We start from the raw sequence: 19,323 nt of genomic DNA, 5'->3' as shown, positions 1-19,323 counted from the left end.
TGAGCTTCAGCAGATGTTGATGAATCTGACTGCAAGAACGCGTCACAAGCCATTAATACTGACGGTCGGATCGACATCGTCGTTGACCGGATTGTATCCGGACCGAAAGCACTGGCGCATGGTATCATGCCAGCCGGTGATTATGTTCTTCTATGTGTCAGTGATACCGGTGAAGGCATTTCCGAGGCTGTCCTGCCTCACATTTTCGAACCGTTCTTCACCACGCGCGCTCGTTGCGGTGGTACTGGCTTGGGGCTCGCCGCCGTCCACGGGCAAGTCAGCGGTTTTGCAGGATACATTGATGTTGCTTCAGCCGTTGGCGAGGGGACGCGTTTTGACATCTATCTGCCGCCATCCTCTAGGGAACCCGTCAGTCCCGACACATTTTTCGGCCGCTATGAAACGCCGCGCGGGAGGGGCGAGACAGTAGCACTCGTTGAGCCTGATCTCGTCTTGCGGGAGGTTTACGAGGACAATATCGCAGCTCTGGGCTATGAGCCTGCTGGTTTTAGAACATTTGGTCAGTTTCAAGACTGGATTTCGAAAGGCAAACAAGCCGATCTGATTCTGATCGACTACTCGTCCCTTCCCAGAAATCAGGCTGCGATTGCCCTGCAGCCGGCTTTCAAGACCGCCGTCATCGTCATTGGAGAAAGTGGCCTGAACATGTCTTCCCTGGGGGACGACATGTTGAGCGCCCTGTTTCTGCCGAAGCCCTTATCTTCCAGAACCATGGCGTATGCAATTAGTCTCAAGATCAGGACACAGGGTGCTATCCGGTGATTTCCCGCACCGGAGAGCTGTGTCTCCAAAGGGCGGGCTCTCAATGCCTATTGTGAGCCGGCCGCGCGCTTCATATGACATCGAAAATAAAAAATCGAAAATCCTAGTGTAACCGAACTGCCGATAATCGTGAGCATCAAACTGCGGCATCTTTTCCAACGAAGAGGGCCCGCTTTGGTGACGATTTGAGGAGACTGGAATGCTCAGGGAAACGGTACCGCTTTCGATCGTCATGCTGGTCTGGGTGTGCCCGCCGAGCGACGCGGCGCCGCTCTCTTTTGACGAGTTCAATCGTTTCGCTCGCGAATGCGCCCCCTCCGTTGCACCATCTACGCTCGCGGCGATCGCAAGGGTCGAGAGCCGCCTTGATCCGCTCACTGTACATGACAATACCACGCGCGAAACGCTTCGCTGGAACAACCACGCACAGGCAGCACAGGCCGTGATGGAGCGCCTCAAGGCCCGGCACTCGCTCGATGTCGGTCTCATGCAGATCAATTCTGGGAATTTCTCCGGTCTGAGCCTGTCAGCCGCCCTTGCCCTTGACGCATGTACCTCATTGTCCGTCGCGGCAAAACTGCTTGGTCGCAGTTATGCAGGGGGCGAAACGCCCAGTATGAAGCAACTGGCGCTTCGCAAGGCAATCTCGGCCTACAACACCGGTGACTTCACGCACGGCTTTACGAACGGCTACGTCCGAAAGGTCGAACTCGCCGCTCAACAACTCGTCCCGCCGATCACCGGGCGAACAACGGATGATCGCGATAAGCCGCGATCCGAAGAAACATGGGATGTTTGGGGCTCATACAAACGTCTTTCTCCCGAGGGCAAGTCTGGCGGCGCGTCCGGTGCGCCAACTGTGCCTGACCGGGACACTCGCAGGATCGAAGACGACGATCGACTGCCGTTTGACTTGGATCAAGGAGGTCAGCAATGAGGCAATGCATATATAGATGTCGGCTAAACCTGAATCGGGTCGCGCTCTCGAACGCCGTGATTCGCGCCGTATCCGGTTCTGCATCTAGCATGGGAGGGGCAATGTGGTGGAGCATTTTTTCCTCAAGCCCGGCCGGCTGATGAATGAGCGTCTCGAAGAAGCGACCCTTTACCTGGCAGCGACACGACCCGCTTTGTTTCTCGGGGTGCCGCTGACTCTGGCGGGGATATTCATGATGTTGGGCGGTTTCGTCATCGTTGTCGTCCAGAACCCGCTCTACGAAGTGGTTATCATACCCTTATGGTTCTCAGCACGACTTGTCGTGGAGCGAGATTACAACGCGGCAAGCGTCGTCCTGCTATTTTTGCAGACGGCCGGAAGGAATGTCGATGGTCTGGTTTGGGGTGGCGCAAGCGTCAGTCCGAATCCAATCAGGGTTCCCGCAAGAGGCAGAGGAATGGCGTAATGCTCGGCACAAGTGGCACGACCGAAAGATCCGGTGAAGTCTATCTACCCTACGTCGGACACCTCAGCGACCATATCGTCCTTCTCGAAGACGGCTCGATCATGACCATGGCACATATCAGCGGCGTGGCGTTCGAACTCGAGGATGCCGAAATGCGCAATGCGCGTTGTCGTGCATTCAACACGCTCCTGCGCAATATCGCCGATGATCATGTGTCGCTATATGCTCACCTAGTGCGTCACGACGATGTGTCGCCAGCACCGGCGCGACATTTTCGCAGCGCTTTTTCTGCCAGCCTGAGCGGAGCCTTCGAACAGCGGGTCCTGTGCGGCCAGCTTCTTCGCAACGACCACTTCCTCACGCTAATGGTCTTTCCGCGGACAGCGCTCGGGAAGGTGAAGAGGAAGTTCGCCAAACTCTACATGAAGAAGGAAAATGAACTCGCAGGCCAGATCAGGCACCTGGAAGACCTTTGGCATGTCGTTGCCGGTGCTCTTGAAGAATACGGCCTGCGACGCCTCGGCGTTCGCGAGAAGCAGGATGTACTTTTCTCGGAGGTTGGAGAGGCGCTGCGGCTCGTCATGACCGGTCGATTTGCACCGGTACCGGTCGTCAGCGGCTCACTGGGCGCCTCGATCTATACCGACCGTGTCATTTGCGGGAAGCGGGGGATCGAGATCCGGACGCCTAAAGAAAGTTACGTCGGATCGATCTACTCGTTTCGAGAATACCCCGCGCGAACGCGACCGGGTATGCTCAACACCCTGCTGTCCCTCGATTTTCCGATTGTTCTGACGCAGAGCTTTTCATTCCTGACCCGCGCGCAAGCGCATGCGAAGCTCAGCCTCAAGTCGCGCCAGATGCTAAGTTCCGGCGACAAGGCCGTTACCCAGATTAGCGAACTGGCCGAAGCGGAGGATGCATTGGCCAGCAACCAATTTGTTATGGGATCACACCATTTGAGCCTCTGCATATATGCGAAGGATCTTGAGAGCCTCGCCGACAAAGGAGCCCGGGCCCGGACGCGACTTGCGGATGCGGGAGCCGTCGTTGTCCAGGAGGGCATAGGCATGGAGGCGGCCTACTGGTCGCAGTTGCCGGGCAACTGCAGATGGCGCACACGCCCGGGAGCCATCAACTCGCGCAATTTCGCCGGCCTGGTCTCATTCGAAAACTATCCCGAAGGTGCCCGCTCTGGACATTGGGGCGATGCGATCGCGCGCTTCCGCACCAACGGTGGAACTCCATTCGATTACATTCCCCATGAGCACGATGTCGGCATGACGGCGATATTCGGTCCGATCGGCAGGGGAAAGACGACGCTTATGACATTCATACTCGCCATGCTCGAGCAGAGCATGCTCGAGCGTGAGGGTGCGGTCGTCTTCTTCGATAAGGATCGTGGCGGTGAACTGCTCGTTCGCGCCACCGGAGGAACGTATCTCGCGCTTCGCAGAGGTGTGCCCAGTGGACTGGCCCCGTTGCGCGGCCTGGAAAATACAGCAGCCTCACGTGACTTTCTGCGGGAATGGCTTGTCGCGCTCATAGAGAGCGATGGGCGGGGCGGAATATCCCCGAGGAGAACCGGCGGCTGGTGCGGGGTATCCATAGACAGCTGTCGTTCGATCCCCCTATGCGCTCGATCGCGGGGCTGCGCGAATTTCTGTTGCACGGGCCTGCCGAAGGGGCCGGAGCAAGACTGCAGCGCTGGTGCCGCGGCAATGCGCTGGGCTGGGCATTCGACGGCGAGCTTGACGACGTTAGGCTGGACCCTTCGATTACCGGTTTCGACATGACGCATCTGCTCGAATACGAGGAAGTATGCGCTCCCGCGGCAGCATATCTCCTGCACCGTATTGGAGCGCTGCTCGACGGGCGCCGGTTCGTGATGAGTTGCGACGAGTTTCGCGCCTATTTGCTGAATCCCAAGTTTTCAGCCGTCATCGACAAGTTCCTGCTGACCGTACGCAAAAACAACGGGATGCTGATACTCGCGACACAGCAACCCGAACATGTTCTGGAATCGCAACTGGGCGCAAGCCTGGTTGCCCAGTGCATGACGAAGATCTTTTATCCGTCGCCTACGGCAAATCGGTCGGCCTACATCGATGGACTGAAATGCACCGAAAAGGAATTCCAGGCGATCCGCGAAGAGATGGCTGTGGGCAATCGAAAATTTCTGCTCAAACGGGAGAGCGGAAGTGTCATCTGCGAATTTGATCTGCGCGAAATGCGAGAATATATCGCCGTACTTTCGGGACGTGCGAACACAGTGCGCTTTGCAGATCAACTGCGCGAGGCACGGGGAGAAGACCCCTCTGCCTGGCTGAGCGAATTCATGAACCGTTACCACGAGGCAAAAGACTGATCAAAGGTGGGAAACCATGAAGATGTCGAGACTAGTTACTGCGGCTGTTGCCGGTAGCCTTCTTTCTGTCGTACCTGCCAGGGCGCAGATGGTTGTCAGTGACCCGGTGGCAGATGCCGAAACACTGGCGACGGCGCTCGCAACGGCAGATAATCTCGCCCAGACCATTGCGATGGTGACGATGCTGACGTCGGCCTATGGCGTGACCGGCTTGCTGACCTTACTCAACCAGAAAAACCAGTATCCCGCCACGAGGGACCTGGATACCGAAATGTTCTCGGCGCAACGGCCCGCGTCGACCACGGCGCGTGCGATCGCCGGCGACGCCGACCGTACCGTGACTGGTAGTGACGCTGAAGCGGACCTGTTGCGGTCGCAGATCACCGGTGCTGCAAACAGCACGGGAATTGCAGCCGACAACCTGGAAGCGATGGACAAACGACTGAAGGCGAATGCGGAAACTTCAGCACAGCTTTCCCGCTCCCGCAATATAATGCAGGCAACTGTCACCAATGGGCTGCTCCTGAAGCAGATCCACGATGCAGCGATTCAAAATGTCCAGGCGACCAGCTTGCTGACCATGACCACTGCGCAGGCGGGCCTTCATGCGGCGGAAGAAGCGGCCGAACAACGCAAGGAGCACCAGAAGACCGCGGCCATCTTCGGGGCGCTGCCATGAGGACGCGCAACCTGTCAGTGTCGCCGATTCGCGCGCCGGGGACGCCAACAGTCCTGCCCGATACTCCGTGACAAGACAGTCGAGATCAGGTGCAAGCGATGAATTTCACCATTCCGGCGCCGTTTACGGCCATCCATACGATCTTCGATCTGGCCTTCAAGACACGTCTTGATACAGTGCTGGAGGCGATCCAGGAGAAAGTGAGCGCTCCGCTGATCGCTTGTGTTACCCTCTGGATTATCGTCCAGGGTGTTCTTGTGATGCGTGGTGAGGTCGACGTACGCGGTGGTATCACACGGGTGATCATGGTCAGTGTCGTCGTTGCCCTTGTCGTCGGGCAGGCCAACTACCACGATTATGTGGTTTCCGTGTTTGAAGAGACAATCCCGGATTTCATACAGCAGTTTAGTGGCAGCGGCCTTCCACTGCAGACGATCCCCACGCAACTGGACTCGATGTTCGCGCTCAGCCAGGCCGCATTCCAGAAAATCGCGTCCGAAATCGGACCTATGAACGACCAGGACATTCTTGCCTTTCAGGGGGCTCAGTGGGTCTTTTACGGCACGCTCTGGTCTGCCTTCGGAATCTATGATGCCGTCGGCATTCTCACGGAGGTGCTTTTGACGATTGGTCCGCTAGTCCTCGTGGGATACATCTTTGATCGCACTCGCGATATCGCGGCCAAGTGGATCGGACAACTCATCACCTACGGTTTCCTGCTGCTGCTGCTCAACATCGTGGCGACGATAGTCATTCTGACCGAGGCGACTGCACTCGCCCTTATACTCGGTGTGATCACGCTTGCCGGTACGACCGCGGCTAAGATCATTGGTCTTTATGAACTCGACATGTTCTTTCTCACCGGGGACGCACTCATCGTCGCCCTGCCGGCGATCGCCGGCAATATCGGTGGCAGCTACTGGAGCGGTGTAACCCAATCTGCCAACAGCCTGTACCGCCGCTTTGCACAGGTTGAACGACGCTAGGGTGAAACATTGCGCCAAAGGAGGACTCAATGAAATATTGCTTGCTGTGCTTGGCTATCGTTTTGACCGGTTGCCAGACGAATGACAAACCGGCGAGTTGTAAAGGACCTATTTTCCCGCTGAATGTGGGACGATGGCAACCTGCGCCGTCAGATCTTCACCCGGGTATGGCGGATGGACAGCATGAAAGGGTCTGACTATGCGCTGCTGGTAGGGCGGGAAAAGCTGGCCGAGCACTACAAGGAAGTGGAGGCTTTTCAAACCGCACGTGCGAAATCGGCGCGACGTCTCTCCAGAGTGGCTGCGGTTGTCGCAGCCGTCGCAACCTTGGGCAATGTCGCTCAAGCGTTCACGATTGCCACAATGGTACCGCTGACAAGGCTTGTGCCGGTGTATCTGTGGATCCGGCCGGACGGCACAGTGGACAGCGAGGTATCCGTCTCGCGCTTGCCTGCCACCCAGGAAAAAGCCGTCGTCAACGCCTCATTGTGGGAGTATGTCCGGATGCGCGAGAGTTACACCGCTGATACTGCCCAGTACGCCTATGATCTGGTCTCGAACTTCAGCGCCCCGGCGGTGCGCCAGGATTACCAGCAGTTCTTCAATTATCCCAATCCAGGTTCACCTCAGGTCGTCGTCGGAAAACGCGGCAGGCTGGAGGTTGAGCACATTGCTTCGAACGATGTAGCGCCGGGTGTGCAGGAAATTCGCTACAAACGGACCCTCGTCATCGACAGCAAAATGCCGGTGGTGAGTACGTGGACCGCAACAATTCACTACGAAAAGGTGAACAGCCTGCCCGGCAGATTAAGGCTTACCAATCCGGGAGGTTTGGTCATCACATCATACCAGACATCCGAAGATACCGTTTCCAACGCGGGCGCCGGCGAACCATGAAAAAAAAGAGCTTCTCACCTTGGCATGTCTGCTGTTTGCCGCGACCGGCGTGATGGCCGAAGAAACGCCAACGCCAGGCAGACTGGACCCGCGTATGCGTTATCTGGCCTACAATCCCGATCAGGTGGTACACCTGTCGACGGCGGTTGGAGCCACTCTGGTTGTTTCGTTCGCAGCCAACGAAACGGTGACGGCAGTGGCCGTTTCCAACAGCAAGACTCTCGCGGCACTTCCACGCGGAAACTATCTGTTCTTCAAAGCCAGTCAGGTTCTGCCGCCCGAGCCGGTGGTGGTGCTGACCGCAAGCGATGCCGGGATGCGGCGCTATGTCTTCAGCATCTCTTCCAGTACGCTGGCACATCTCGATAAGGAACAGCCTGATCTCTACTACAGCGTACAATTCGCCTATCCTGCCGATGAAGCGGCGGCCCGCCGAAAGGAGGCGCAGGACAAGGCAGCCGCAGACCGCTTGCGTGGGGAAGCGCAGTATCAACGCAGGGCGGCAGATTTGCTGGATCAGCCCGCCACAACAGGGGCCACCGGAGACAGGAACTGGCACTACGTGGCCCAGGGTGATCGTTCGCTGTTGCCGCTCGAAGTATTCGATAACGGATTTACAACTGTATTCCGCTTTCCCGGCAATGTTCGCATACCCTCCATCTACACGATTGATCCTGACGGCAAGGAAGCGGTTGCGAACTATTCAGTCAAGGGGAGCTATGTCGAGATTTCTTCAGTTTCTAGTGGTTGGCGGCTGAGAGATGGTAACACCGTTTTGTGTGTCTGGAATACTGCCTACGATCCTGTTGGCCGAAGGCCGGATACGGGTACGGTCAGGCCGGATGTGAAGCGCGTGCTGATGGAGGAGAGAGGGTGATCGGGGATGATCAGCAACCGTCCCACGATATCGATGCCGGCGGATCCCTTGTCTCCGGCACACATCACCAGCGACTTTCGGGACCCCGCAAGCTGATCGTTGCAGGTCTTGTTCTTGTGCTTTCACTTGGTCTCATCTGGCTCGGCGGGCGACAGAAGAAGGCGGATGCAAACCCGCCACCGTCTCCCATGATCTCCACGAACACGCAGCCGTTTCATCCGGCACCAATCGAGATTTCACCTGATGCCCCGCCGGCCGAGAGAGCCGTCCAGTTGCCTGCTCCGGAACCAGCACGCAGTGAGCCGCAGCCGGCGGAAACACCGATCTTCGCGTATACCGGTGGCGATGACCGCCCCGGTCATGGCGCCACCGGCCGGCAAGATGACAAGGACGAAGAGCGGACGCCGCCGAACGGTGAGGTGTCTGCAGGAAGCGATGTTTCGATACGCATGAAGCCCACCGAACTCCAGCCCAGCAAGGCAACGCTGTTGCCCCACCCGGATTTCATGATAACCCAGGGAACGATCATCCCGTGCATCCTGCAAACGGCAATCGACACGAATTTGGCTGGCTATGTAAAATGCGTATTGCCCAGGGATGTTCGCGGCACGACCAACAATGTTGTGCTACTTGATCGTGGTACCACAGTCGTCGGCGAAATCCAGCGTGGTCTGCAACAAGGAGATGCGCGGGTATTTGTTCTTTGGGACCGCGCGGAGACGCCCAATCATGCCATGATTTCGCTTTCATCGCCCGGCACGGATGAACTCGGCCGCTCGGGATTGCCGGGCACCGTCGATAACCACTTCTGGCAGCGCTTTGGCGGCGCCATGCTCCTTAGTGTCGTTCAAGGGGCATTCCAGGCAGCGAGCACCTATGCCGGCAGCTCGGACGGCGGAACGAGCTTCAACAGTATCCAGAACAACGGTGAACAAACGGCGGATACTGCTCTCAAGGCAACCATCAACATACCGCCGACCCTGAGGAAAAATCAGGGCGATACGGTCTCGATTTTCGTGGCTCGTGACCTTGATTTCTCCGACATTTACCAGCTTCGCGTGACGGGTGGCGCGACCCGATACCGGCAGCACCGCCGCTGACAAAGCCAACTTTTTCGCTCACAGAACGGGATGTGATACAATGGAGGTCAATACGCAGCTGCGATTTCTTCTCAATCCGGTTTTGGAATGGCTCGACGACCCGAGGACCGAAGAGGTTGCGATAAATCGACCTGGCGAGGCATTTCTGCGCCAGGGCGGCATCTTCACCAAAATGTCCCTGCCTCTGTCATACAACGATCTCGAAGATATCGCCATTCTGGCAGGCGCATTGAGAAAGCAGGATGTCGGACCACGAAATCCCCTTTGCGCCACTGAACTTCCGGGTGGTGAGCGGCTGCAAATTTGCCTGCCGCCCGCTGTCCTGGCGGGCACTGTGAGCTTGACGATTCGACGGCCAGCTTCCCATGTTTCCGGTCTCAACGGGGTTACGGACCGTTACGATGTTTCAAGATGGAACCAGTGGGAGAGGCGAAAAAGGCGCCGGGATCAACAGGATGAAACTATCCTCAGGCACTACGACAGCGGCGATCTGGAGGCATTTCTGCATGCATGCGTCGTGGGTCGGTTGACGATGCTGCTTTGCGGCCCAACCGGGAGCGGCAAGACGACGATGAGCAAGACTCTGATCAGTGCAATCCCGCCGCAGGAACGGCTGATCACAATCGAGGATACCCTCGAACTCGTCATTCCACATGAGAACCACGTCCGGCTGCTCTATGCAAAAAATGCGGGCGGACCGGACGCTGTAACCGCCGAGCACCTGCTGCAGGCCAGTCTGCGCATGCGGCCGGACCGGATTCTTCTCGGAGAGATGCGTGACGACGCGGCATGGGCCTATCTGAGTGAAGTCGTCTCAGGGCATCCGGGATCGATTTCCACCATACACGGCGCCAATCCTGTTCAGGGGTTCAAGAAACTGTTTTCACTGGTGAAAAGCAGCTCGCAGGGCGCTGGCCTGGAAGATAGAACACTGATCGACATGCTTTCGAGCGCGATTGATGTCATCATACCCTTTCGAGCCTACGGCGACATTTACGAGGTGGAAGAAATCTGGCTCGCCGCTGATGCGCGCCGTCGGGGAGAGGCGATTGGCGATCTTCTGGATCAGCACTAGATGTTGCTCAACTTTCAAGCAGGCGAGATATGTATCGGGTTATGTTTGTAACAAATCATTTTTATGCACGCTCAGCCTCAGCCGCTGGGATCCTGGAATGAAAGGTGAACGGTTGAAACACGTTCTTGTCATTGATGACGACCTCGCGATGCGGCATCTTATCGTCGAATGTCTCACGGTTCATGCCTTGAAGGTGACTGCCGTAGCCGACAGCCAGCAGTTTAACCGCGTCCTCTCATCCGAGACCGTCGATGTTGTGGTCGTTGATCTCAATCTGGGACGTGAGGATGGGCTTGAAATCGTCCGCACGCTAGCAACAAAATCAGACGTTCCGATCATAATCATCAGCGGAGATCGCCTGGAAGAAGCGGACAAGGTCTTGGCTCTCGAACTCGGAGCCACCGATTTTATCGCAAAACCCTTCGGAACGCGGGAGTTTCTGGCACGGATCCGCGTTGCCTTGCGTGTGCGTCCGACCGTCGCGCGCACCAAGGATCGGCGCACATTCTATTTCGACGGCTGGACACTTAATCTCAGACAACGCCGTTTGACTTCGGAAGGCGGCGCCGAGGTCAAGCTCACTGCAGGTGAGTTCAACCTTCTGGTCGCATTCCTCGAGAAACCGCGCGATGTGTTATCCCGCGAGCAGCTTCTGATTGCGAGCCGGGTGCGCGAAGAGGAGGTATATGACCGAAGCATCGACGTCCTCATCCTGAGGCTTCGCCGCAAGCTCGAGCAAGATGCGGCGAACCCTCGGCTGATCAAGACTGCAAGAGGTGCCGGCTACTTCTTCGATATTGATGTGAATGTTTCCTACGGAGGAGTGATGGCTGCCTGATCTGGCGTAGCAGCCATCCGGCGGTTCGATCCCGAACCAATTTTTCCCGCGTCCGGCAGGTGCTCGAATTGTTCGGGCATCTCACGTCCTCCGGCCGCGTCCCGGTGCCTTCGCCGCGTCAAAGAATGAAGCAAGCGCGGCGGTGGCGAGTTTAAGGCCAAACGCGCGCGAAGTCTCCAGTCCGGATGGATCGAAGTGATCGCGTGCGATTTTCAGCGCCGATACGGGGAGCATGCGGGATGTCTGAACAATGACGCGTTTTTCGGAAGTTTCCTGAGGGATTGGATAGCTTTGGGAAGCCTTGCTAAACGATCCGTCCATCAGCATGGTTTCGAAATCGTCGAGCGCACGACGCAGTATCATCTGCAGAGACTTGGAAGCGCTGTATTGCAGGATCAGACTGTCATATATTTCTGATACTCCAGGCGCGGGCGGCCGCGCTGAAAGAAAAACCTGGACCTTTTCCGGCGCCGTGCTCGAATTGAGCGCATCCACAGTTCTTATCGATTGCGATTCGGGGCCGGAACGCTTGGCAAGAGCAGATGTCGTTCGTCGCTCTTCATGGCCGGCTCTTTGGGGCAACCGTGGCGCGGCTGCATCCCGGGAGAAATGTTGCAGGTCCGGATGAATAATCCCGGGTCGAGCTGCAGCAAGCCGCTTCGCTTCGTCGACGGACAGGGCCGGTTTGCGGATACCCATCTTCAACCCTCCAGGGCGTCGCCAATCAATTTTGAGATGACCACGAGTTCCTCCATCGCAATCCTGATATTCCGCTCAAGCAGACGCATCGTTGAATCAGCTCTCATGTTCAACAATGTGAGATGCAACATGCCGCGTTCCTTCATTGCGGCAAAGGCATCCCTCTCGTGCATGGGAGCCTGCACAACCGGGAGGCTCGCGAGCATGTCCGACATCGCGCGCTGCGATGTGGTCAATCGGCCGACCGGAACACGTTGTCGCAATACGGTTGTGGGAACTGCGAGGTTCTCGCTCAGCAACAGCTCGATAACGTAGCGGTAGGTCGACAATGCCTCGTCAATATCGAGCGGGGTCAACATTGTAGGGATCAGAAGCATGTTTGAGCTGGCAATGATGGTGTTGTTGAGTTCGCTCGATCCTCCATGCGTATCTGCCAACGCATAATCAAATCCCTGAAGCTCGGCGTCCTCATAGGCTGCCTCGAGAAGGGCCATCTCCTCGGCGGCGTAAACCTCGCAGCAAGGGTCCCAGGTCCCGCTGCGTATTGCATTTTCCTTCCACCTCGGCAGCGGCCGGTTCTCGTCGGCATCGAAGAGAGCCACCCGTTTGCCGTCGTTTGCAAGGGCAGCGCAAACACCCATGAGCGCAGTCGTTTTGCCTGCACCTCCTTTGAAGGAGCAAAATGTCAGAAGTTTCATTTTTTGTCCTGCCTGTGGTGTGACACTGAAATGGCGTCTGCCTGTTCGTATATTCCCGTGTTTCTTCGAGTATTCATGAGGGCATCTATTAATCGAATTTTATATTTCATTCCTGTTATATTGATCGCGAATGTAGCAATAGACGGCCGTTCCAGAAGTGTAATAGGCCTCGATCCGACAACGGTCAGCATGAATTCGCACGCTTATGTCCGTGAGGCCAATACGGCGGTAGCTCGCCTCGTGCTGACGAGGACGGTACGCGCAATGTAAAGGGAGATTCCGGTCCTCCTCGCTCACTAGCCGCGAGCGCAAACGGCCAAGAGACGCCCGGCGCGGCCCGCTCCAGGCGGCTTGAACGACAAATCGTGCACGGCCCCATCCATCTCCATCCCTGCATGATCGATCGATGTTCAAGGAGATAGTAGGGACACCTCGATCCCAACTGGCATTTCAAGATGGCCAAGTGCATGTCCGCGGCAGACGTCCCAGAAACATTGGCTTGTGGCCTGGAGCGTGTGTCGACCAATATTCAGACCGCAACGCCCAAATTTTTCGACAGAACGAACTGAGGAGGGAGAACGGCGATTTCCCCACGACCATGTAGCACTTGTTCTAACTTGAACGGGAAAATCCCGGCAAGCGCGAGAGGTGAGCCGCTGCGTTTGCAAACTTTGCAACGGGGGGCACAATGCGACCACGCGAGATCCGCCATTCCTGGCAGTGCAGGCAAATCCCTTTGAAGGCTCGATCATCGACCGCGGAGGTCGAATGCGACTGACGAGATCGATGAATGGGCGGGGGAGCGCGGGTCTAAGAGCTGACCGAAAAAGAGTTGAGTGAAATCAGCCAGTTGTGATTCTGTTTGTTTGCTTAGGACAAACGGAGACCACAATGGGCTGGACTGATTTCACCCGTCGGCAATATGCCCGACGCGCAGTGCGGTATGCAAGCGATCTGACGGACCGGGAATGGGGATTGATCTCGCCTTGCCTGCCTGGACCGAGGCGGTTGGGCAGACCGCGCAGCACCGATCTTCGCGAGGTCGTGAATGCGCTGCTTTACATCGCCACGACGGGGTGCCAGTGGCGGATGATGCCCAGAGATTTTCCACCTTTTACAACTGTGCGGTCCTATTTCTATGAATGGCGAGCGACAGGGTTATGGGGCCGGATCAACCATCATCTTGTGATGGAGGCGCGTGACTTGGAAGGTCGGGAGGCCTCGCCGTCTGCGGGCGTGATCGACAGTCAAAGCGTGAAAATCACGGAACGTGGGGGAATTTCGGGCTATGACGCGGGCAAGAAGATCAAGGGACGCAAGCGTCATAGTGTCGTCGACACGCTCGGACTGATGGTCGGCCTCATCGTTCACAGCGCCGATATTCAGGATCGCGACGGCGCGCCTGCCGTCCTCAAAACCATCAGGCGCTGGCCGTGGCTGAGGCATATCTTCGCCGATGGTGTTTATGCCGGACCGAAGCTGAAGGGCGCACTGCAAAAGATCGCTGCGTTCACTCTCCAGATCGTCAAGCGGACCGATAAGGCCAAGGGGCCTCGAGGTTCTGCCGCGTCGCTGGGTCGTGGAGCGCACCTTCGCATGACTTGGCAGATGCCATATCCAGCGGCCTTAAAGTAGTTTGCGCATTCTGCCGCAGTGAAGCGAGGCATCAAGGCCCCGACCGCATCCCATAGAGCATCGATCTCTCGCTCGGCTCGGCCTCGCAACATGGCTTTCAGCTTCGAAAATGCGTTCTCGATTGGATTGAAGTCCGGGCTATAGGGCGGAAGGAACATGAGCTTGGCGCCGGCACGTTCGATGGCATCGCGGACACCGGCTATCTTGTGTGCAGCAGGGACTGCCAGGAATCCTGTGCGTGAGGCCATGATGATGGAAAGGAGAGAATCATCACATGGCTATCGACAAGGAACTTCTGGACCAGCTTTTGGCTGGCCGCGATCCGTCTGAGGTGTTCGGCAAGGATGGCTTGCTCGACGATCTGAGGAAGGCGCTTTCAGAGCGCATTCTCCATGCCGAGTTGGACGAGCATCTCGATGACGAACAGGCGGAGGGCAACGCCAATCGTCGCAACGGCTCTTCGAAGAAGACGGTGCTGACAGGTACGTCAAAGATGACGCTGTCGATCCCGCGCGATCGGGCCGGGACCTTTGATCCGAAGCTGATTGCGAAATACCAGCGTCGCTTCCCGGACTTTGATCACAAGATCATCTCGATGTATGCGCGCGGCATGACGGTGCGCGAGATCCAGGGTCATCTCGAAGAAATCTACGGTATCGAGGTGTCGCCGGATCTGATCTCTGCGGTCACCAATGCTGTTCTCGAGGAAGTTGGGGAATGGCAGAACCGGCCGCTCGAGCTTTGCTATCCGCTCGTGTTCTTCGATGCAATCCGGGTCAAGATCAGGGATGAGGGCTTCGTCCGCAACAAGGCCGTCTATATCGCGCTTGCCGTTCTGGCGGACGGCACCAAGGAAATCCTCGGCCTGTGGATTGAGCAGACGGAAGACGCGAAGTTCTGGCTGCGGGTGATGAACGAACTGAAGAACCGGGGCTGCCAGGACATCCTGATTGCCGTCGTCGACGGGCTGAAAGGCTTTCCAGAGGCGATCACCGCTGCTTTCCCGCAGACGATCGTCCAGACCTGCATCGTGCATCATCCGCCATTCGCTCGAATTCGTGTCATGGAAAGACCGAAAACCGGTTGTCCCGGCGCTGCGGGCAATCTACCGCGCCAAGGACGCCGAAGCCGGAATGAAGGCGCTAGAAGCGTTCGAAACCGGATACTGGGGTCAAAAATATCCTGCCATCGCTCAGAGCTGGCGACGCAATTGGGAACACGTCATTCCTTTCTTCGCCTTTCCCGAAAGCGTGCGTCGGATCATCTACACGACCAACGCCATCGAGGCGTTAAACTCCAAACTCCGGCGGGCAGTCCGCTCGCGGGGCCATTTCCCCAGTGACGATGCCGCCATGAAGCTGCTATATTTAGTTCTGAACCACGCGGCCGAAGACTGGAAACGTCCGCCTCGCGAATGGTTCGAGGCCAAAACCCAGTTCGCCGTCGTCTTTGGCGAACGGTTCTTCAACCAATGACGAACCGGCCTCACGCACAGAATTCCTGACAGTCCCGTGCAGGCAGGTTATCCATAATGACCACGTCTCTAATCCGGCTCAATCATCTGCTTGACCACCATCTGCGCGATCCGATCACTGACCGTCGGCACGCCCAAAACCCTTTCGCCTCCAGTCTTCTTTGGAATGGAGACGGCGCGCACCGGCGGCGGAAAGTAAGCCCCAGAAGACATCCGATTCCAGATCTTGTAGAGATTTCTCGGAAGGTCTTTGTCAAACATCTCCAGGGTCTCACCGTTCACCCGGCTGCACCACGGTTGGCTTTGACCGCTTTGTAAGCTTCGTACACTTGCCGCTTCTCAATCCGAAACGGCTTGTCTGTCGTACCTATCGAAGTCATCCTGTTTCCAGTTGTTCCAAACAATACGACCACCTGATCCGATCCCTTTGCTCCGGCCCCATTACAGGGCCCTCAACGCTCATACGGATCGGTCCGCCCCAGTCTCCTGCATCGGTACTCTCGCCTTACGGTTTCTCCGCTTGGGCTTCTCCCTTGGCATCAGGAGCCTGGTTCCTGCAGTTCCGGGTGAAAGCCTGTGTCCAACTCACGCCCCCTCTACGCCGATCGCCGCCCGCCCAATCATCAGGCACCCGGCGGACTCGTCCCAGGATGACGAAACAGTCCTGGTTTCGACGACGCTTATATTCATAACGGCGCGTCTTCGGAGGGTTCACTTTCGTTCGTCTTTCGGACACGCACCTGCTCGGATCTCGTCCGAACTTTTCATCCGGCGCTCACCACCACGGCTCTTTACCGCAGCAGCTCGGACTGGTTTGAGACCCGCTCCTGAAAGCCGATCCCGGAGGGCCATCCTCCATCATTCACGCAGCTTCACGTTACGGGGTTAGCTCATACTGAACTCCTTCCGTGCCTCTGAAGCACACTTTCGTCGATGAAGATCAGTTTCTCCGGATCGAGGTCCAATTGACCATCGAACCAGGCGCGCCGGCGCTTCAGGACGTCCGGTCGGTCCTGCTCCAGTGCGTGGGGGTCTTTTTTAAAGGTTCACCCACGGCCTCGGAGCCAGGCGCCAAGTGCGCTGCGGCTGATCTTCACCTGCCGCTCGACGGACAAGCGCTCAACCATCTCACCGAGCGTCACATCCCTACGCTCGTCGATCAACGCGACAACGAATTCCTCGTGTGCATCCACTGCCGAAGGTCGTCTCCAGCCCTGTGGCCGAGCAGTTAACTCACCCTCTTTCGCTCTTGCGATCCAGCGGATCGCTGTCGAAATCCCAACACCGAAACGAGCCGCAGCCTGCCGAGCCGACATGCCCGACGCAGACGCTTTCAAAACCCGTATTCGGAGATCATCACTCAGGGCCTGTCCCATCATCCACCTCTCCGCTGTGGATGTTGAATCAGCTTCGGTCGCTCTCGTCACCTCACAATCGATTCATCAATCGCAGGACATGCTCTAGCAAGAGTTTCAGATGAAGCGCGATAGTCGTTCAAAGACCGGGGCTCAAATGGTAGATTCCACACACATTCACTTCAATTCAGGAGGCAAAACTGTGTCCGAAGAGAGACTGCTGGCGCAGGAGCCTTGAAATTCAGAGCACGGCAAGAATGTTGATGCGGCTTACATCGCGCGCGGGGTTCCGATTGGAGCCGCTGTCTGCCGACAGTCAAGCTGAAAAGGCGGCAATTCGGCGAACTCAAAGTGCGAGTTGTTCTGAACGATCTTCGGCCGGGAACGTGTGATGTCGACCTTGCGTCGGAAGAGCCGATTGCGGCCCGGCTCCCCAGCAAAACGGCTCCAAGTCTGAGGAAAGGGTCGCGCTTAGCGCCCTGCAATCGCTCAGGCCGTTCAAGGCCGCGGAGATGGAGAACGTCGCAAGTTTTGCAGGAGAAACAACGACATGGCGATCATTAAACTAAATGCGAATAAAACCAGGCCCGTCTCCTTGCCTGAGGAGCCGCGAGAAATTCACACAGAAGCGTTCAGCATCAATCACCGCTCAAACGGTTTCACGAGTTTGGATCTCGAAATGATTGAACTGGAGAATTTTGTCCTCCGGTGCCCGCTGCCCGAAGAGAATCTCGCAGGAAGGATTTAAACGATGGATCCGAAAAGCGAAGACAATGGGGAAAATATCCCTGTGACTGGCGAGCGCGACTTCGAAAATGCTGTTGTCGTCGATCCCAAGCGTCAAAGGAAGGAAGCACTAGACTCAAGCACGACTCCTGATATCGAGATGACGGGTAGCCACGAAACTTTCGAGTTCGACATCCCCGGGACCCCAGCTCACACGGAAAATGTAAGCTCTCAGTTCGACGAGATGCTTAATTCCCAATCCAGTCATGATTCCCATAGCGTCCACGGCAATCAGTCCGAAGTGGACAATGAGTTATCCAGCCTGTTCGCCAATATGGTTTTGCCTGGCCATGATCGGCGTGCAGACGAGTATATTCTGGTGCGGCAAACTGGACCGGATGCGTTTGCCGGTACGTCTAAAGGTGATCTTGAGCATCTACCCACCAAAGCGGAATTCAACGCAAGCTGCCGCCTCTATAGGGACGGGGCCGGCAATTATTATCCCCCGCCTCTCGCATTTGAAAGAATTGACGTCCCGGCGGAATTAAGCGCGAGATGGCATAACCTTGAGCCAAAAGACCAGGATAAGGCGCGTTTTCAATACAAGTTGGAAGTCTGGAATCGTGCTCACGCAGAGATGGGCGTCACGGGTACGAATATATTCTATCAAACAGATAAGAACATAAAGCTCGATCAAAATTACAGATTGAGGCCTCAAGACAGGTACATACAAACGAAATATGGCCCCCGAGAGGTTCAGAAGCGCTACGAACACCAATTCCAGGCTGGCTCGCTTCTGCCTGATATTCTGATCAAGACCCCGGAAAATCATGTCCATCTAGTGTACAGGTCTGCCGGTGACAAGTTCGCCAATAAGTCCTTTGCGGAGTTCGAGCGGATAATAAAGACTAAGTATGGTAGTGACACCGAGATCAAGCTGAAATCGAAGTCGGGTATCATGCATGATTCCAGGTATCTGGAGTCATGGGAACGGGGAGCTGCGGATATCCGCTTCGCGGAATTCGCAGGAGAGAATCGAGCTCACAACAAAGCTTTGCCGCTTGCGACCATCAATATGGGAGGGCAGCCGGATGGGCAGGGAGGAACGACTCGCGATCGCTTCGTTAGCGTCGATTTCCTAATGCAACACGCCCCCAACTCGCCCTGGTCGCAAGCTTTGAAAAAGGGCGAGCAATGGGATCGCGTTCAAGTCCTTGCCCGCGATGGTAATCGCTATATGACCCCTGCCAGATTGGAATATTCCGATCCGGAGCATTTCGCTCAGGTGATGAATCGAGTTGGACTACCCCACTCGATGGGCCGACAAAGCTATGCGAATTCCATAAAATTTGAGCAGTTTGCCGGGCAGGCGGCAGTGATTGTTGCGAACGGCGCAGATCTACGTGACATTCGAGATCTTTCTTCGGAAAAGCTGCAACAACAGCTGACCGAGAACAACGTTCTCATTGCGGACCGAAATGAGAAAGGCCAGCGAACCGGTACCTACACGAGTGCTGCGGAATATAAGCGGCTCTTAATTAAGTTACCAGACGACGCGGCCCAATTGCTTCGCGAACCGACCGATAAATATTCGCGTGATTTTGTCCGTCCGGATCCCGTGGTACGGCCAATCGTTGATAGTCGCCGAAACTACGAAAATCGACAGCGTGGTCAAAGCATAAACGGGCTGTGACGTTCCGCCACTGCGGGAGCGATGAGACCTGTACCGT

15 protein-coding genes and 7 pseudogenes are annotated in these 19,323 nt (G+C 56.5%); 17 read left to right on the top strand and 5 right to left on the bottom strand.

Translation table 11 applies throughout. The features are described from left to right. Positions 1 to 51: 51 nt before the first annotated feature. The 13 genes and pseudogenes from MHI61_RS32585 to MHI61_RS03850 all read left to right on the top strand — a co-directional run. Positions 52 to 294, top strand: a pseudogene (locus tag MHI61_RS32585) (ATP-binding protein); the annotation flags it as partial. Positions 295 to 453: 159 nt separating this feature from the next. Next, positions 454 to 783 carry a hypothetical protein gene (locus MHI61_RS32580; RefSeq protein WP_275593066.1) on the top strand — a complete coding sequence of 110 codons (330 nt, stop codon included), beginning with the start codon at positions 454 to 456 and terminating at the stop codon, positions 781 to 783. A gap of 199 nt (positions 784 to 982) precedes the next feature. Beyond that, positions 983 to 1,720, top strand: coding sequence for a type IV secretion system lytic transglycosylase VirB1 (locus tag MHI61_RS03900; RefSeq protein ID WP_011427347.1), 738 nt, complete (start codon positions 983 to 985; stop codon positions 1,718 to 1,720). Between the two features lie 139 nt (positions 1,721 to 1,859). Continuing rightward, positions 1,860 to 2,186, top strand: coding sequence for a type IV secretion system protein VirB3 (locus MHI61_RS03895; protein ID WP_011427348.1), 327 nt, complete (start codon positions 1,860 to 1,862; stop codon positions 2,184 to 2,186). Further along, positions 2,186 to 4,554 (top strand): annotated as a pseudogene (locus tag MHI61_RS03890) (VirB4 family type IV secretion/conjugal transfer ATPase). The gene MHI61_RS03895 and the pseudogene MHI61_RS03890 overlap by 1 nt, the downstream one beginning before the upstream one ends. A 16-nt stretch (positions 4,555 to 4,570) precedes the next feature. After that, positions 4,571 to 5,233 (top strand): pilin minor subunit VirB5, encoded by a 663-nt coding sequence (gene virB5, locus MHI61_RS03885; RefSeq protein ID WP_011427350.1) that lies wholly within the window; start codon positions 4,571 to 4,573, stop codon positions 5,231 to 5,233. A 98-nt stretch (positions 5,234 to 5,331) separates the two neighbouring features. Beyond that, complete coding sequence (locus MHI61_RS03880; protein ID WP_011427351.1) at positions 5,332 to 6,219, top strand: type IV secretion system protein; 888 nt, start codon at positions 5,332 to 5,334, stop codon at positions 6,217 to 6,219. A gap of 29 nt (positions 6,220 to 6,248) precedes the next feature. Further along, complete coding sequence (locus MHI61_RS03875) at positions 6,249 to 6,416, top strand: type IV secretion system lipoprotein VirB7 (protein ID WP_011427352.1); 168 nt, start codon at positions 6,249 to 6,251, stop codon at positions 6,414 to 6,416. Beyond that, complete coding sequence (locus MHI61_RS03870) at positions 6,403 to 7,116, top strand: type IV secretion system protein VirB8 (RefSeq protein WP_042119589.1); 714 nt, start codon at positions 6,403 to 6,405, stop codon at positions 7,114 to 7,116. The genes MHI61_RS03875 and MHI61_RS03870 overlap by 14 nt, the downstream gene beginning before the upstream one ends. Positions 7,117 to 7,168: 52 nt before the next feature. Continuing rightward, positions 7,169 to 7,993 (top strand): P-type conjugative transfer protein VirB9, encoded by an 825-nt coding sequence (gene virB9 / locus MHI61_RS03865; RefSeq protein ID WP_239789438.1) that lies wholly within the window; start codon positions 7,169 to 7,171, stop codon positions 7,991 to 7,993. Then, positions 7,990 to 9,093, top strand: a complete 1,104-nt coding sequence (gene virB10, locus MHI61_RS03860) for a type IV secretion system protein VirB10 (RefSeq protein WP_011427355.1) — start codon at positions 7,990 to 7,992, stop codon at positions 9,091 to 9,093. The genes virB9 and virB10 overlap by 4 nt, the downstream gene beginning before the upstream one ends. Before the next feature lie 40 nt (positions 9,094 to 9,133). Continuing rightward, positions 9,134 to 10,168, top strand: a complete 1,035-nt coding sequence (gene virB11 / locus MHI61_RS03855) for a P-type DNA transfer ATPase VirB11 (RefSeq protein ID WP_011427356.1) — start codon at positions 9,134 to 9,136, stop codon at positions 10,166 to 10,168. A 97-nt stretch (positions 10,169 to 10,265) separates the two neighbouring features. Next, positions 10,266 to 11,006, top strand: a complete 741-nt coding sequence (locus MHI61_RS03850; RefSeq protein ID WP_011427357.1) for a response regulator — start codon at positions 10,266 to 10,268, stop codon at positions 11,004 to 11,006. A gap of 81 nt (positions 11,007 to 11,087) precedes the next feature. Here the strand turns inward: MHI61_RS03850 and MHI61_RS03845 are convergent, their stop codons facing one another. Then, positions 11,088 to 11,705, bottom strand: a complete 618-nt coding sequence (locus MHI61_RS03845; RefSeq protein ID WP_077991683.1) for a conjugal transfer protein VirC2 — start codon at positions 11,703 to 11,705, stop codon at positions 11,088 to 11,090. A gap of 2 nt (positions 11,706 to 11,707) precedes the next feature. Beyond that, positions 11,708 to 12,403, bottom strand: coding sequence for a conjugal transfer ATPase VirC1 (locus MHI61_RS03840; protein ID WP_011427359.1), 696 nt, complete (start codon positions 12,401 to 12,403; stop codon positions 11,708 to 11,710). Positions 12,404 to 13,294: 891 nt separating this feature from the next. Between MHI61_RS03840 and MHI61_RS03835 the strand changes: the two are divergent. Beyond that, positions 13,295 to 14,000: pseudogene (locus MHI61_RS03835) on the top strand (IS5 family transposase); the annotation flags it as partial. Between the two features lie 16 nt (positions 14,001 to 14,016). On the opposite strand, the pseudogene MHI61_RS03830 reads toward MHI61_RS03835, so the two are convergent. Further along, a pseudogene (locus MHI61_RS03830) lies at positions 14,017 to 14,250 on the bottom strand (transposase); the annotation flags it as partial. Between the two features lie 62 nt (positions 14,251 to 14,312). On the opposite strand from MHI61_RS03830, the pseudogene MHI61_RS03825 reads away from it, so the two are divergent. Beyond that, a pseudogene (locus MHI61_RS03825) lies at positions 14,313 to 15,513 on the top strand (IS256-like element ISRle12 family transposase). 71 nt (positions 15,514 to 15,584) lie between these two features. Here the strand turns inward: MHI61_RS03825 and MHI61_RS03820 are convergent. After that, positions 15,585 to 15,892 (bottom strand): annotated as a pseudogene (locus tag MHI61_RS03820) (group II intron reverse transcriptase/maturase); the annotation flags it as partial. Positions 15,893 to 16,438: 546 nt separating this feature from the next. Continuing rightward, positions 16,439 to 16,888, bottom strand: a pseudogene (locus tag MHI61_RS03815) (transposase); the annotation flags it as partial. Between the two features lie 529 nt (positions 16,889 to 17,417). Here MHI61_RS03815 and virE1 point away from each other — a divergent pair. Together virE1 and MHI61_RS03805 are read left to right on the top strand one after the other, a co-directional pair. Next, the gene (gene virE1 / locus MHI61_RS03810; protein ID WP_011427363.1) at positions 17,418 to 17,615 is read left to right on the top strand and encodes a type IV secretion system effector chaperone VirE1; all 198 of its coding nucleotides are present in this window, start codon (positions 17,418 to 17,420) and stop codon (positions 17,613 to 17,615) included. A gap of 3 nt (positions 17,616 to 17,618) precedes the next feature. Next, positions 17,619 to 19,286, top strand: coding sequence for a type IV secretion system single-stranded DNA binding effector VirE2 (locus MHI61_RS03805; RefSeq protein ID WP_011427364.1), 1,668 nt, complete (start codon positions 17,619 to 17,621; stop codon positions 19,284 to 19,286). The last annotated feature ends 37 nt before the right edge of the window (positions 19,287 to 19,323 follow it).

Origin of the sequence: Rhizobium sp. K102, from assembly GCF_022385315.1 — a bacterium.
GTDB classification, from domain to species: Bacteria; Pseudomonadota; Alphaproteobacteria; order Rhizobiales; family Rhizobiaceae; genus Rhizobium; species Rhizobium croatiense.
This window is presented reverse-complemented; position numbering and strand designations above follow the sequence as displayed.